The sequence below is a fragment of the Nocardia higoensis NBRC 100133 genome, from assembly GCF_000308595.1.
Lineage (GTDB): Bacteria > Actinomycetota > Actinomycetes > Mycobacteriales > Mycobacteriaceae > Nocardia > Nocardia higoensis.
The window spans coordinates 137,519-150,997 of sequence record NZ_BAGA01000132.1; the positions used below are offsets into that span (position 1 = coordinate 137,519).

Below are 13,479 nucleotides of genomic sequence, written 5' to 3' on the forward strand. Positions count from 1 at the left end.
CGTGTCAACGATCGGGCTCGGCGAAATGCCGCTCCAGCACCTCGATGATGCGCAGGGCGGCGGAGCGCCTGCCCGACTCGGCGCTGCGCCGCAGCGCCGCTCCCATGCGCTCACGGCCCACCACCGGGGCATGCAGGTCGAGGTGCCGGTGCAACGCGATGGACGCGTAGTCCTGGCGCGCGACCGCCCTGCCCGCCAGCGCGAGCAGTTCGAGGCCGTGGTCCGAGCGGGGATCGACGGCCAGCGCCCACGAGCCGACCGCGCAGGCCGCGGTGCCGATCTGTGGCAGGTCGAAGAGCTGGGCGAGCTTCGTGACCGCCGCCCCGATCAGCTCGGCGGCCAGTCCCCCGATCTGTTCGGCCCGGCCGTGCAGCACATGCGCGGCGACTACCGCGGCGGCCAGCATGATGCCGCCCGGTCCCGGCGCCGGGCTGTCCTCGGGCCAGCTCAGCAACATCAGCGCCCGGCGGTAGTAGCGCAGGCCCGTATCGATATCGCCCTCGGCCAGACGGAGTTCGGCGACCGCGGCCGCGACCGCGGCCACCCGATGGTTGCGGTGGATGCCCGGGTCGTCGATCGGGGCGGGGCGACCGCCCTCCGCCACGCTCGCGGGCACGCGCGACAGTTCCCGCGCGGCCTCCCCCGGCCTGCCGTCGGCGATCAGCGAGATCGCGAGGAAACTGCGGATCTCGGCGACTTCCTCGTGCGCTTCCAGCGCTTCCAGCAGCTCCGCGGCCTCCCGGTAGTAGCGCACCGAGTCCGGGTACGCGCCGGTCTGGCCGGCGAGCTGGCCCAGATGCTGACAGGTCATCGCCGTGCCCCAGGCGTCCCGTTCGCGCATCAGATCGAGGGCGCGTTCGGCGTCGCGGGCCGAACCGTGCACCACGCCCGCGTTCTCCCGGACATTCGCTCGCGCGACCAATGCGGCGATCCGGACGTCCGGGTCCGCCGAGCGGGCGCCTTCGGCCAGCAGCCGGGGCACCCGGTGAGCCCGCCTTCCGGAGAAGGCGAGCATGAGCCTGCCGAGCAGGCGCAGACCCGGATTCAGCGCGGCGACGTCGACCAGACGCCGGATCCGCGTGCACAGCACGGCGAACGCGCGCATGTCGTTTCCGATGTAGACCGCGTGCAGCGCGAACATCAGCAAGGCGATCATCTGCAGATCGACGGCCACACCGGCGGCCTCGTCCTCGGTGCCGGTCCGCTCGCCGCGATCGTGGTCCGGCGGCGGGCAAGCCAGCATGCGCGGCGCCCAGCCGGTGAGTTCCAGGTGCGCGCCACGAATCATCCAGAGGACGCCGACCACCGGGAAGACCAGATACGCCGTCACGCTGTCGCGGCGGTCGAGCGCACCGCGCAGCACCGCGACCAGATTGTCGGACTCCTCGGTGACCGAACGGACCGTGGCCGCCTGCTCCGGCCCCCGGTAGCGACGCGTCGCCGCCAGCGCGTAGGAACGCCCCCATCGCCTCATCGCGAACTCGACTTCTTCGGCCTCCTCCGGCAGCAGTTGCTCCTCACCGAATTCGCGCACCGTCTCCAGCATCCGGTATCGCACGCCGGTGCCCTCGGCGTCGTCGAGCACGGTGAGCAGTGACTGCCCCACCAATCCGTCGACCGACTCCGCAACATCGGCGAAATCTGCACCACCCGCCACGATCTCGGCGGCCGACAGCGTGAAACCGGCGGGGAAACGGCACATCCGGCGCAGCGTGCGCTGCTGGGCCGCGTCGAGCAGGTTCCAGCTCCACGCGATCACCGCGTGCAGCGTGCGATGACGTTCCGGTGAGGAGCGGTCGCCGCCGCGCAACAGCGTGAAGCGATGTTCCAGCCGGGTCTCGATCTCCTCCACGCTCATGGTGCGGGCGCGCGCCGCCGCCAGTTCGATCGCCAGCGGCAGGCCGTCGAGCATCGCGCACAGCCGGGCCACGACCTCCGGATCCAGCCGCACCGCCGGGCGGACCGCCCTGGCGCGCGCGGCGAACAAGTCGGTGGCGGGTGAGCCGGCCGGGTCGATGGCCAGCGGCGCCAGCGGGTACACCGCCTCGGCGGTGATGGCGAGCGGGGCGCGGCTTGTGGTCACCACGGTCAGCTGTGCGCAGGCGCCGATGAGATCCGCGACGACGGTGGCGACCGCGTCGACGAGATGTTCGCAGTTGTCCAGGATCACCAGGATCGGCCGGGCCGCCAGCGCCTCCCGCAACCGCAGCCGCGCGTCGACCCGTCCCTGCCACCTCGAGGAGGCCGGCTCGCGCACCACCTCGCCGAGGCCGAGCGTCGCGCTGATCGCCGCTTCCACCTCGATCCGCGCGTCCACGTCCGGCCCCGACCGCACGGAGGCGAGTTCCACCAGGACCACCGGTGTCGTGCGGGCCAGCCGCGTGCCGAGTTCGTTGGCGATCCTGGTCTTTCCCGTCCCGCCCGGTCCCAGCACGGTCACCACCCGCGACTCGGCGACGAGCTCGACCAGTGCATCGATATCGGATGCGCGGCCCAGCAGGGGATTCGGCGCGGCCCGCAGACCGATCGCCGGGTGCGCGCGTTCCGCGCCGGGGTGCCCGAACTCGTGCCCCGGGGAGCGACCACCGACGGCGGTCGAGCCGGGCCGGATGCCTTCCCCGCCCTGGGCGGTGAATCCGTGGGCGCCGGGATCCGCCGGGCCCCCGTGCGGCGCGTGGCCGCCGACCTCACCCCGCAGGATCGCGGTGTTCATCGCGATCAGCGCCGGTCCCGGATCGGCCCCGAGGTGGTCGGCGAGGCGGGCACGGAACCCGGCGAACGACTCCAGCGCTTCGGTGGGGCGGCCGGTCGCGGCGAGCAGGCGCATGAGGGTGAGTTGAGCGGGTTCGTCGAGCGGGTCGGCGGCCGCCGAGCGACGGGCGACACGCACGGCGGAGTCGAGATCGCCGGCTGCCTCGTGCAGCGCGAGTTCCACGCTGCCGAGTTCGGCGGCCCGGGCGGCGGCACTCGCCCGCAGGTCGTCGGCGATGCCGCCGGGCGGCAGGTCGTCGGCGGGCTCACCGCGCCACAGCGACCGTGCCCGGGCGACGGCGGCGAGACCGGCGGCGATCTCGCCGCGTTCGCGGGCCGCGCGCGCCACGGTGACGAGGTCCTCCGCATGGGCCAGGTCGACCTGGTCCGGTCGCAGGCGCAGCCGGTAGCCCGCGGGGCCGATCTCCAGCGCGCCCTCCGGCAGCAGTGCGCGCAACCGTGAGACCTGGGTGTGCAGCGCGTTCATCGGGGCGCGCGGCGGACTGTGCGCCCACACGTCCTCGATGAGCGCGGCAGCGCTGCGGTGCCTGCCGGGACGCACGGCCAGTGCGGTGAGCAGCAACCGGGCCCGCACACCGGGTAAGGACGTCAGCGCGCCGTCACGGCGCAGCGCGATTTCCCCGAGCAATCCGACGACGATCGCCCCGTCGCCCGACGCGGGGGGAAGCGGAGCCGGGCCGGCAGGGCCGCGCTGATGTGCACTCATGCCGTGCGCCATCGTAGGTGAGCGCGGATTAGGCTGCCCGCATGGCAACAGCAGCGCAATGGATCGAGGGGGCGCGGCCGCGCACCCTGCCGAACGCGATCGCCCCGGTGATCGCGGGCACCGGAGCCGCCGCCGCGCTCGACGCCGTCGTCTGGTGGAAAGCCGTTGTCGCGCTGCTGCTCTCGGTGGCGCTGATCCTCGGCGTGAACTACGCCAACGACTATTCCGACGGCGTGCGCGGCACCGACGACGAGCGGGTCGGCCCGCTGCGGCTGGTCGGCTCCGGGCTCGCCTCCCCCGGCGCGGTGAAGACCGCCGCGATCTGCTGCCTGGGGGTGGGTGCGGTCCTCGGTCTCGTGCTCGTGTTCACCACGGCTTGGTGGCTGCTGCTGATCGGTGCGGCGTGCCTGGCGGGCGCCTGGTTCTACACCGGCGGCAGCAAACCTTACGGCTACAGCGGATTCGGCGAAATCGCCGTGTTCGTGTTCTTCGGCCTGGTCGCCGTGCTCGGCACCCAGTTCGTGCAAGCCGAGCGGATCGACTGGGTCGGCGCGGCGCTCGCGGTCGGCGTCGGCTCCTTCTCCAGCGCCGTGCTGGTCGCCAACAATCTGCGCGACATCCCCACCGACACCGAGACCGGCAAGATCACCCTGGCGGTCACCCTCGGCGACGCCCGCACCCGCACACTGCATCTGGCGCTGCTGACGGTGCCGTTCCTGCTCACCCTCGCACTGGCCCTGCACACCCCGTGGGCGCTGGCCGGTCTGCTCGCCGCGCCGCTGGCGGTGCGGGCCAACGCGCCGGTGCGCGGTGGCGGCAACGGGCTCGAACTGATTCCGGCTCTGCGCGATTCCGGGCTGGCACTGCTGGCCTGGTCGATGCTGAGCGCGCTCGCACTCGGGCTGGGCTGAGGCCTGCCCGGCGCGAAGGCCGCCGCGGCACGGGCTCTGCGCCCGGGCCTGTGGCGGCCGGGTCAGTCCCCGTCCGGAACCAATACGCCGAGAACCCAGTTCACCAGCGAGATGATGATGCCGCCGAAGATCGCCGCCCAGAACCCGGTGACCTCCAGGCCGTAGCCGTTGGTGTCGACCACATCGGTGAGCGCCGCGGTCAGCCACAGCATCAGGGCGTTGATGACCAGCAGGAACAACCCGAGGGTGAGCAGGATCAGCGGCAGCGCCAGCAGCTGCACGATCGGTTTCACCAGAGCGTTGACCAGGGTGAACAGCGCGGCGATGGCCAGCACGACCACGATCTTCGCCCCCGTCCCGGCATCGTCGGGGCTGAGGATGTCGATGCCGCTCACCCACGCCGCCGCCAGCCAGATGGCCACGGCGTTGATGATCAGTCGGATCACAAGCTGCATGCGCCCATGCTAAGCGGCACAGGCCTGTTCGCGGGGAGCTCACGTGGCAGGCGGGGACCCGATCAGGCCGCGCGGGCATCGTCGAGCAGTTCGTGCACCCGCGGGCGCAGCGCCTCGACGGTGCCCGCCCCGCCGAGCAAGCGCAGCGTCGCCGGGTTCGGCGCGCGCAGCACGGCGAGCAGCATGTGCCCGGATTCGATGCTCTTGTCCTTGCGTGCCAGCGCCTCTCGCAACGCCAGTTCGAGCACCTTCTTCGCCTCCCGCGTGAACGGGACGTGCCCGGCGCTCCGGTCCCGGCCGAACAGCCCGCGCCGCTGCGGCGGCTCGGCGCGGTCGAGCGCGTCCGCGCCGAAACTCGCTTCCAGCGATTCGCGCACCGCGTCGAGATCGATGCCGATCGAGCGCAGCGCCTCGGCGTCCTCCGGACCCAGCGGCGCATCGGCGCCCGCTTCCGCCAGCGCCTGTCGCGCGCTTTCCGGGGTGAGCCCGCAGCATTCGGCCACCAGCGCCGCGAGCCGCTGCTCGGCCTGCAGCAGCAGGCCGAGCAGCACATGCTCGACATCGATACGCGGGCAGCGCAGTTCTCGCGCCTCCTCCTGAGCCGCCACCACGGCCATTCGCGCCGACCGGCTGAATCTTTCGAACATCAGTTGCCGCCCTTCCTGTTGTGCTTCTGGTGCACGGCCTGCTTGCTGACCTCGAGCGCGTCGGCGATGGCCTGCCAGGACCAGCCCTGATCCCGGGCGTTTCGCACCTGGATCGCCTCCAAACGCTCGAGCAGCCTGCGCAGCGCGCGGACCGCGCGCAGCCCGATCTCCGGATCGGGGCTGCCCGCCGCGGCCGCCAGAGTTGTCGCTTCGGTCATGCCGTCAATTTTGATTGACACACGCGGCAGATGTCAACAAAAATTGACGAAAGGGATGCGCGTCGAGGAGACGGTCAGCCGTTCCAGATGCCGGTCTTGTGGAACTCGTCGATGACAGCGGCCGGCTCGTCCAGATCCCAGCCCTGCGCCGCCACCCAGTCGTCGTCGAAATAGGTGTCGGCGTAGCGGTCGCCGCCGTCGCAGAGCACGGTGACCACGCTGCCGCTGCGGCCGCGCTCGAGCATCTCGCCGATCAGATGGAACACGCCCCACAGATTCGTGCCCGTCGAGCCGCCGATCCGCCTGCCGAGCACCCGGCCGCCGTAGCGCATGGCAGCGATGGACGCGGCGTCGGGCACCTCGATCATGCGGTCGACCACCTGACCGACGAACGACGGCTCCACCCGCGGCCTGCCGATGCCTTCGATGCGCGAGGGCATGCCGGTCTGATAACCGGCGTCCCCGGTCTCGTAGCCGCCGTAGAAGGCCGAGTTCTCCGGGTCGACCACGGCCAGTCGCGTCGCGTACCGGCGGTAGCGGATGTAGCGGCCGATGGTGGCGCTGGTGCCGCCGGTGCCCGCACCCATGACGATCCATTCGGGCACCGGATGGGTCTCCAGCCGCAGCTGGGTGAAGATGCTCTCGGCGATGTTGTTGTTGCCGCGCCAGTCGGTCGCCCGCTCGGCGTGGGTGAACTGGTCCATGTAGTGACCGCCGCACTCGGCAGCCAGGCGCGCCGCCTCGGTGTACATCTCGGGCGGGCGGGTCACGAAATGACAGCGACCACCCTGCGCCTCGATCAGCGCGATCTTGCGCGGCGAGGTGCTCGCCGGCATCACCGCCACGAAGTCCAAGCCGAGCAGCTTCGCGAAATACGCCTCGCTCACCGCTGTCGAGCCCGACGAGGCCTCCACCACGGTGGTCCCCTCGGTGACCCAGCCGTTGCAGATCGCGTACAGGAACAGCGACCGGGCCAGCCGGTGCTTGAGGCTGCCGGTGACGTGGGTCGACTCGTCCTTGAGATAGAGCTGGATGTTCCACTCGGCGGGCAGCGGATAGCGCAGCAGATGGGTGTCGGCGCTGCGCTGGGAGTCCGCGTCGATCAGCCGGACCGCGTTGTCCACCCATTCGCGCGGGCCGCTGCGATCGCAGTACTTCACCGGAGCCCTCGCATTCGCCTCACCGCCGCATCCGCTTCGCCGTCGCCTACGCCGGGCCGTCGCCTTCGGACTCGCCGCGCAACCGCGCCCGCAGCTGCGCCTTGTCCTCCCTGCGCTTGGCGTCGACCGCCGCGATGTCGGCGTTGACCCGCGCGCGCAGGCCCTTGAACACCGTCAGCGACAGCGGCATGGCGATCAGCAGGGCGAACAGCACGGCCACCACGAGCGGCACCTGCACATCGACGAGGGCGGCGACGCCCAGGATGATCGCGGTGATCACGGCGACCAAGGCCAGCCGCGCCAGGGTGTACAGGCCCAGGTTCACGGCCAGGCTGCGGCCGACCCGCGGGTTCGATCCGGTCGATTCGCTCACCCCTCCCAGGGTAGGCGACCCGGTTTGCGGGCCGGACGCGCCCTCGCCGGACGAACATCCGTTTTGTCCATTACTTCGCCTTTACCCACTGTAGGTGATTCGAGTACCTAGGGGTTCGAGTGCGACGATGGCGCCACTTGATGAGGGACTGTCGAAGAACGGAGAGGTTTGCTATGAGTGCGATCACCGTCGGCGGCCAGGACACCTTGCTGACCCCCGGGCAAGTCGCCGCACTGTTCCACGTCGATCCCAAGACGGTGACCCGCTGGGCACACGCGGGCCGTCTCGGATCGTTGCGCACTCCCGGCGGACATCGTCGCTTCCGCGAGTCCGAGGTCATGCAACTGCTGAAGTCGCTGACCACCGAGGCCAAATCGGAGAACTGACCGGGCGTCGTGTGTCACTTCGCGAGTGGTCCGCGCTGTGCGCGGACCACTCGCGGGGCTACCCTCGATACCAGGAGGTGAGCCACGTGGCATATCTGTTGGCCCTCATCGCAATCATCGCGGTGGCAGTGCTGATGTGGAAGGCGTTCGGCCCGGGAAGAATCGATCAGCCGGTCGCGCCTCCGCGCCGTCGCCCGATCCTCGGCCCCGACGACGACCCCGACTTCCTCTGGCGCATCTCCCGCGAGCAGCACCGCCGCGACGGCGACGGCCCCAAGGAACACTGACCGTCGGCGGTCACCGCCTCGGCGCCCGCCCGCTCGACAGGCTGTCGGTCAGCGAACACAGCCCCCGAGTCGGCCGCGCGCAGCAAGCGACGGATTCCCGGGGCGTGATCGCCGCGAGTTCGTCGCGCGGGTTCTCCTTCTCAGGCACCGGGTCGTAGCGCGTCCGCGGATCCGCCATCGATCATCGATGCGGAGACTCCCCCGACCTTCGCGATCGCCCGCGCGCTTCTCCAGCCGGTGTCGGCTAGGTGAGGCCGGCGTAGCTGTGCAGGCCGCTGATCACGATGTTGATGATGAACACCGTACTCGGCGTTTGCCGTCGTTGGTCGTTGCAGGCTCGTGCGGCCTGACCTGGGATTCCCCGATGGCATCGTTGGCTGAGTAGGGCATCGGTGGGGCGCACTGCGTACTCACTGCGTACCGAAGCGGCGGGACTTACACCCCGCCGTTTCGTCGTGTCTGGACCCTGGATGGCCCTGCGCTGGGGTGGCCTGCACATGACGGGGCGGGCTTCCCGCCTGCCCCATAGGGCCTGCCTGTCACGCGCAGAGGCTCACAGGTCAAGAGTCAGCGCAGCTGATCACGCAGTGACGCCGATAGGCGCTCTTGAGGTGTGAGGGGCGCGGGATCACAATGCAGGCCACCCCAGCGTAGGGCCACGCGGCCAGAGGTCGCGCAGTAGTTCACTGGGTGCTCGGGGTGAGGTTCGTGGTTGGTCGGACCGGATCGAGCGGGACCACAGCCAGTGGACCGGGCAGAGTGCCGGCCGATTCGTGCTCGGCTGCGGGAGGCAAGTCCGGTAGGGCTGGCGTCGTGCCCCGCCCTGCTCAGTTGATGGAGAAGGCGGCCAGATAGGAATGGTCGGCGTTCTACCCCGTCGCCAATGCGGTGCCGACGCGCCCAACGGACCCCGGCCTGCCGGAGCCTGCGGAGGCCGGCCGGGCTGTGCGGTGCCGCGTGGCGGCACCGCTGGGCGGCGCGCCAGCGCCGCCCCTTGACTTCATATGGCGGGTTTCGGCAACTACTCGCGTAGGTGCCTGTGGCGCAGGAAGAATCGGGGCATGACCTTCGCGCTGACACCGCAGCGACGTTCGGAACTCGCCGCCCTGCTCGAGGACGCAGAGCTGTTGCGAGCTCAGTATCCGCGCATGGCCGAGTACTTGGACACCGCTCCGATGCTCGCCGGCACTGGTGACCCAGAGGCGGATGCTGCGTTCGATCTGCGGTTCGTGCACTACATGGCCGGCGGTGACTCGGACTCCGGCAATCCGTACTGGGACATCGTCGGCCCCTCGGTCGGCAGCGATGGCACTCGCCGAGTAGTCAACGGAGGTGCATCGCGCGGGAGCGCCCGACTGGCGTTCGTGCAGACGATCCTGCAGAGCACCTACGCCTACGCGATCCCGTCTCCGGAAACCCTGCGGTGGATCACAGACTTCACCGCGGGCCGGACCATCCTCGAACTCGGCGCCGGCCGGGGCTATTGGGCACAGCAGCTGGCCAAGGCTGGAGGGGTGGTGCGCGCTTTCGACGTCGAACCTCCACACCGAGCCTCGAACCCGTCGTTTCCCGCCACGGCTGGACAGGCCGACGTATGGCACGAGGTCGAAGACCTGGATGCGTTCGATGCCGCCGTGACCGCCGACTCCGTGCTATTCCTGTGCTGGCCCCCCGGCTGGGAGAACCCCATGTCGTCGACGGCGTTGGAAAAGTTCGGCAACGGAGGTGGCCGGCATCTGGTCTACGTCGGCGAACCTCGGGGCGGCAAGACGGGCGATGATTCGTTCTTCGATTCCCTGGATTCGAGCTGGTCGCTGACTGCGACGGACCCGGAGTTCGTGTCGTGGTGGAATCTGAACGACGCCGCCCAGGTCTGGCAACGACATTCGTAGGACACAAAGAAAGCCGGCCCCACCGGAGTAGACGGGGCCGGCCTCGCGCAACTGCGCCTCAGGACGAAGGTGTGAGCGCCATCGTGAAGACGAACGAGTCGTAGCGGTCTCGCGGGTAGGAGACATCCGAGACCATCAGCAGGCGGTCATTGAGCAAGAACCGCTGATGCACCGTTTTGACCAGTTCGCCCGAGGCCACTTCGAGCCACACCGCGTGGGCCGGGACGGGCGGCCGGTCCGCCAGGGTCTCTTCCAGAGACGTCGCGGTCTTGATGTCGACGCCCGGCAAGTTGTAGGTGTCCGAGATCGAGACGGGACGTCCCTTCTCCGACGCCATCGTGATCGTGTACTCGACCTCGTCCCCGTGGGCGATCCCGAATTCCGCGGCCAGGTGCCCATCGGCCGGGATGCGCTTCACTTCGCGTTCGATCGTCACGTCTTCATCCCCGGTCGCCGACTCGTTTCCGAAGGTAACTTCGGGGTCTTCCATCTGCCGTTCGGGCGACACGCGAACCAGGGTCGGACGCGCAGCGACGAACGTGCCTCGGCGCTCGATCGTATAGACGAGCCCTTGCCGTAACAGCAGGTCGATGACCTTGCGGATCACTATCTCGGAGACGTTGTGCCGCTTGGCCAGTTCGGCGTAGCTGGGTAGCTGAGTCCTCGCCGGTAGGGCGCCGCTGCGGATGTCGCGGGCGATCTCACCGGCAATCACGACGTACGCGGGCTCACTCACGGCTGATCCTCCTGTTACGTGGTCGGCGCTGGCCATACGCAGTTGCGTATACGCAAATCACGGTACTCCACTCAAGTTGAGCGATGAGTCAAGCCGCCTTTCGCGCCTGCGTATACGCAAACCCCTTGTGTGTATACGCAGGCTGTGTATACGCTGTTGTGTATGCACAGATCGTGCAGCACTTCCCGCAACAAGGAGTACTGAGATGGCACTCAAGGACATGTGGATTCCGACCGACTTCCGCGCGGTGTTCCCGAAGGGCGTGTTGCTGCTCGGCGACATCGAGGCTCAGACCGAGTTCAGTGAGGACCGCAACGCGCCGAAGCGTCAGGCGGTCGACTACGACCGTGACGGCAACGGCTCGGGCAAGCGGCTGTGGAAGGCCACGATCATGGACCGGGCTGGCGGCAAGGCGAACCAGGCCGGTTTCGACATCACGTTCGTCGCTGATCAGATCCCGGTTCCTTCGGAGCCGGAGGTCGTGGAGGGCCTGCGTCCGATCGAGCTGGAAGGGCTGATGCTCAAGCCCCGCGTGGTCGGTAACGGTCAGTTCAAGTCGATCGGCTTCTACATCCGCGCAACCGGCATCAAGGGCGACAACTCCGGCGCCAAGACCCACCCGGCCTCGAACAAGGCGGCCTGATCATGTCGTTCATCAACACCATGATCACCGGGCATGACGGGATCGCGGTCGAGTATTCGCCCGGCTTCGAACACGACAACTACATGATTCCCGGCACGGTGCGCATATCGCTGGTCGGGACGGCGCGCACCACCTCCGTGAGCCTGAGCATCGAGGATGCCCGTTCGCTGTTGGCTGCGTTGCCGGGTCTGCTGGCCAAGCACGACGCGGCCGTGGCCTCGGATAAGGCGGCCTGATCATGGGTGCGGCGGGCCAGGCGGCGGCGATGCGTTACGCGCGTTGGTCCGCCGCAGCCATCATCGTCGGCGTGGGGGCGGCAGCGTTCCGGCTGTCGTACTCCACCCTCAAAGACCTCGCCGTCCTGGCGCACATCCCGGCCCGGGATGCGTGGTTGTTCCCGCTGATCGTGGACGGAACGATCCTGCTCGCCACCTTCGGGGTGCTGGTCTGCCCGGGGAAGGAACGCCGCTTCTTCCTCTCGGTGCTGGTGATCGGGTCGGCGGTCTCGGTCGCCGGGAACAGCCTGCACGCGGTGGCCAACGGTCAACCGCTTCCGGCGTGGGCGTCGGCCATCGTGGCGGCGATCGCCCCGATATCGCTGCTCGCCGATACCCACGGGTTGGCGGTGTTGTTCCGGGTCGCCAACCACAAACCAGTCGCCGAACCGGTGCCCGAACCCGTCGCGGCCGTTGTGCCGGTGGAGTCGGTGCCCGAAGTGCCGGCCGATTCGTCCGCGCCGGTGCTGACGCGAGAGCCCGAACCAGAACCCGAACCCGAGCCGGTGCCGGAGTCGGTGCCGGAGCCGGTGACCGAGCCGTTCCCGGTGGCCGCCCCGGTGGCCGAGGTTTCCCCGCCCGCACGGGTGATGCCGGTTCGGCAGTCGCGTCCGGTGCAGGACATGCTTCCGATCGCACTTCCCATTGGGGGATGAAATGTCGACTCTGACAACACTTCTCACCACAGGCAGCGGATTCCTCGCTGTCGGTGGCATGGCCTGGATGCGGTGGGCCGGAGACGACCGACCCCGCCAGGTCACCGCCGAATCCCTCGCCGATGCCGCCCCGCTCGGGCTGCGGACCGCGGTCTACATTCTGGCCGACCCGGCACAGACGAACCTGATGTTCGCCGCGCTGGGTCTCGGCTCGGCCGAGGGAGGGTTCCCCTACGTCGAGCGTTACGACTTCACCGATCACGGCCTGGACGTCGAGCTGATGATGCTGGGCGGCCAGTCGTTCAAGGACTGGTCCAACGACGAAGTACTCGCCCAGTTCGCGACCTACTTCGCGGTTCCGGAGGTCACCGTCTCGTCTCCGGAACCGAGCTGGGTCCGCCTGCATGTGCGCACCGTCGACACCTTGGCTGCCCCGGCTCCGGCCCCGTTCGGTGACCGGCATCGGGTCGACCTCGAGGCGGTGCCGGTCGGTGTCACCGAAGCTCACGATCTGTGGCGGCTGCGCGTGCTCTACGGGCACATCCTGTTGGCCGGGGCGACCGGTTCCGGGAAGGGCTCGGTCGTCTGGTCGATCCTTGGTGGGCTCGGTCCGGCTATCCGGGATGGGCTGGTGGATGTGTGGATGGCCGATCCGAAAGGCGGGGTCGAGTTCGGGCGCGGGGAGGGCCGGTTGTTCGTCCGGTTCGCCACCGATACCGAAACCATCGTGGCCATGCTCAAAGAAGCCGTCGATGTGCTGCGGGAGCGGCTGGCATTCATGCGCGCCAACGGGATTCGCAAGCATGTGCCGACACCGGATGAGCCGCTGGTCGTGATCATCATCGACGAAGCCGCGTCGCTGTCCTCGTATGCCGAGCGAGAGACCCAGCAGGAGTTCCGGCGTCTGACCGGTCTGCTGCTGTCGCAGGGCCGGGCGGCGGGGGTGTCGATGATCGCGGCGTTGCAGGACCCGTCGAAGGAGACAATGCCGAACCGGCAACTGTTCCCCATCCGGATCGGGCTGCGCCTGGACGAACCGACCCAGGTGGCGATGGTTCACGGCCAGGGTGCCCGGGACCGGGGTGCCCGCTGCGACCGCATCGACGAACACACCCCTGGTGTCGGCTTTGTCGGTCAGGACGGCACTACCGACTTCGTGCGGGTGCGTGCCTTCTGGGTCTCCGATACCGCCGCTGATCAGATCGTGGACGCCTACTCCCCGGCGCCCGAGATCACCGGCCCGGCCGAGGACTACTCGGATTTCGATCCCGACGACCTCGGCGACGAGGACCCCGGAACCGGTTCGGCTGCTGCCTGACCGCTCGGACGACATCCAACCTTCTCCCTGAAATCGAGGTTCTG

At 69.2% G+C, this 13,479-nt stretch carries 15 protein-coding genes; 8 read left to right on the forward strand and 7 right to left on the reverse strand.

The window, feature by feature from the left end; genetic code table 11:
- Positions 1–4 precede the first annotated feature (4 nt).
- On the reverse strand, positions 5–3,478 hold the full coding sequence (locus tag ON26_RS24090) for an AfsR/SARP family transcriptional regulator (RefSeq protein ID WP_051027456.1): 3,474 nt from the start codon (positions 3,476–3,478) through the stop codon (positions 5–7).
- 41 nt (positions 3,479–3,519) lie between these two features.
- Here ON26_RS24090 and ON26_RS24095 point away from each other — a divergent pair, with 41 nt between their 5' ends.
- Positions 3,520–4,389: a 1,4-dihydroxy-2-naphthoate polyprenyltransferase gene (locus ON26_RS24095; protein ID WP_040798846.1), complete on the forward strand. Its 870-nt coding sequence runs from the start codon at positions 3,520–3,522 to the stop codon at positions 4,387–4,389.
- Between the two features lie 62 nt (positions 4,390–4,451).
- Here ON26_RS24095 and ON26_RS24100 read toward each other — a convergent pair whose 3' ends face one another.
- The 5 genes from ON26_RS24100 to ON26_RS24120 form a co-directional block, all read right to left on the reverse strand.
- The gene (locus ON26_RS24100) at positions 4,452–4,844 is read right to left on the reverse strand and encodes a phage holin family protein (protein ID WP_040798848.1); all 393 of its coding nucleotides are present in this window, start codon (positions 4,842–4,844) and stop codon (positions 4,452–4,454) included.
- Positions 4,845–4,906: 62 nt separating this feature from the next.
- Entirely contained in the window at positions 4,907–5,491 is a 585-nt protein-coding gene (locus tag ON26_RS24105) for a Clp protease N-terminal domain-containing protein (RefSeq protein WP_040798850.1), read from the reverse strand.
- Entirely contained in the window at positions 5,491–5,709 is a 219-nt protein-coding gene (locus ON26_RS24110; protein ID WP_040798853.1) for a hypothetical protein, read from the reverse strand. The genes ON26_RS24105 and ON26_RS24110 overlap by 1 nt, the downstream gene beginning before the upstream one ends.
- 74 nt (positions 5,710–5,783) lie before the next feature.
- Positions 5,784–6,869: an L-cysteine desulfhydrase Cds1 gene (gene cds1 / locus ON26_RS24115; protein ID WP_040798856.1), complete on the reverse strand. Its 1,086-nt coding sequence runs from the start codon at positions 6,867–6,869 to the stop codon at positions 5,784–5,786.
- A 46-nt stretch (positions 6,870–6,915) separates the two neighbouring features.
- A complete protein-coding gene (locus ON26_RS24120) occupies positions 6,916–7,200 on the reverse strand; it encodes a DUF4229 domain-containing protein (protein WP_083884323.1) in 285 nt (94 codons plus the stop codon).
- A 215-nt stretch (positions 7,201–7,415) separates the two neighbouring features.
- Between ON26_RS24120 and ON26_RS24125 the strand changes: the two genes are divergently transcribed.
- The 3 genes from ON26_RS24125 (at position 7,416) to ON26_RS24135 (ending at position 9,807) form a co-directional block, all read left to right on the forward strand.
- Positions 7,416–7,628, forward strand: coding sequence for a BldC family transcriptional regulator (locus ON26_RS24125; protein WP_040798862.1), 213 nt, complete (start codon positions 7,416–7,418; stop codon positions 7,626–7,628).
- A gap of 86 nt (positions 7,629–7,714) precedes the next feature.
- A complete protein-coding gene (locus ON26_RS24130) occupies positions 7,715–7,915 on the forward strand; it encodes a hypothetical protein (RefSeq protein ID WP_040798865.1) in 201 nt (66 codons plus the stop codon).
- 1,061 nt (positions 7,916–8,976) lie between these two features.
- The gene (locus ON26_RS24135; protein ID WP_040798868.1) at positions 8,977–9,807 is read left to right on the forward strand and encodes a class I SAM-dependent methyltransferase; all 831 of its coding nucleotides are present in this window, start codon (positions 8,977–8,979) and stop codon (positions 9,805–9,807) included.
- Positions 9,808–9,865: 58 nt separating this feature from the next.
- Here ON26_RS24135 and ON26_RS24140 read toward each other — a convergent pair whose 3' ends face one another.
- Entirely contained in the window at positions 9,866–10,543 is a 678-nt protein-coding gene (locus tag ON26_RS24140) for a GntR family transcriptional regulator (RefSeq protein WP_040798870.1), read from the reverse strand.
- 205 nt (positions 10,544–10,748) lie between these two features.
- On the opposite strand from ON26_RS24140, the gene ON26_RS24145 reads away from it, so the two are divergent.
- From ON26_RS24145 to ON26_RS31800, 4 genes are read left to right on the forward strand one after another with little or no spacing between them, the layout of a single operon-like run.
- Positions 10,749–11,186 carry a hypothetical protein gene (locus ON26_RS24145; RefSeq protein ID WP_040798873.1) on the forward strand — a complete coding sequence of 146 codons (438 nt, stop codon included), beginning with the start codon at positions 10,749–10,751 and terminating at the stop codon, positions 11,184–11,186.
- A gap of 2 nt (positions 11,187–11,188) precedes the next feature.
- Entirely contained in the window at positions 11,189–11,422 is a 234-nt protein-coding gene (locus tag ON26_RS24150) for a hypothetical protein (protein ID WP_040798875.1), read from the forward strand.
- Between the two features lie 2 nt (positions 11,423–11,424).
- Positions 11,425–12,117 (forward strand): DUF2637 domain-containing protein, encoded by a 693-nt coding sequence (locus ON26_RS31795; RefSeq protein ID WP_051027458.1) that lies wholly within the window; start codon positions 11,425–11,427, stop codon positions 12,115–12,117.
- A 1-nt stretch (position 12,118) separates the two neighbouring features.
- Complete coding sequence (locus tag ON26_RS31800; RefSeq protein WP_051027459.1) at positions 12,119–13,435, forward strand: FtsK/SpoIIIE domain-containing protein; 1,317 nt, start codon at positions 12,119–12,121, stop codon at positions 13,433–13,435.
- Positions 13,436–13,479: the final 44 nt, after the last annotated feature.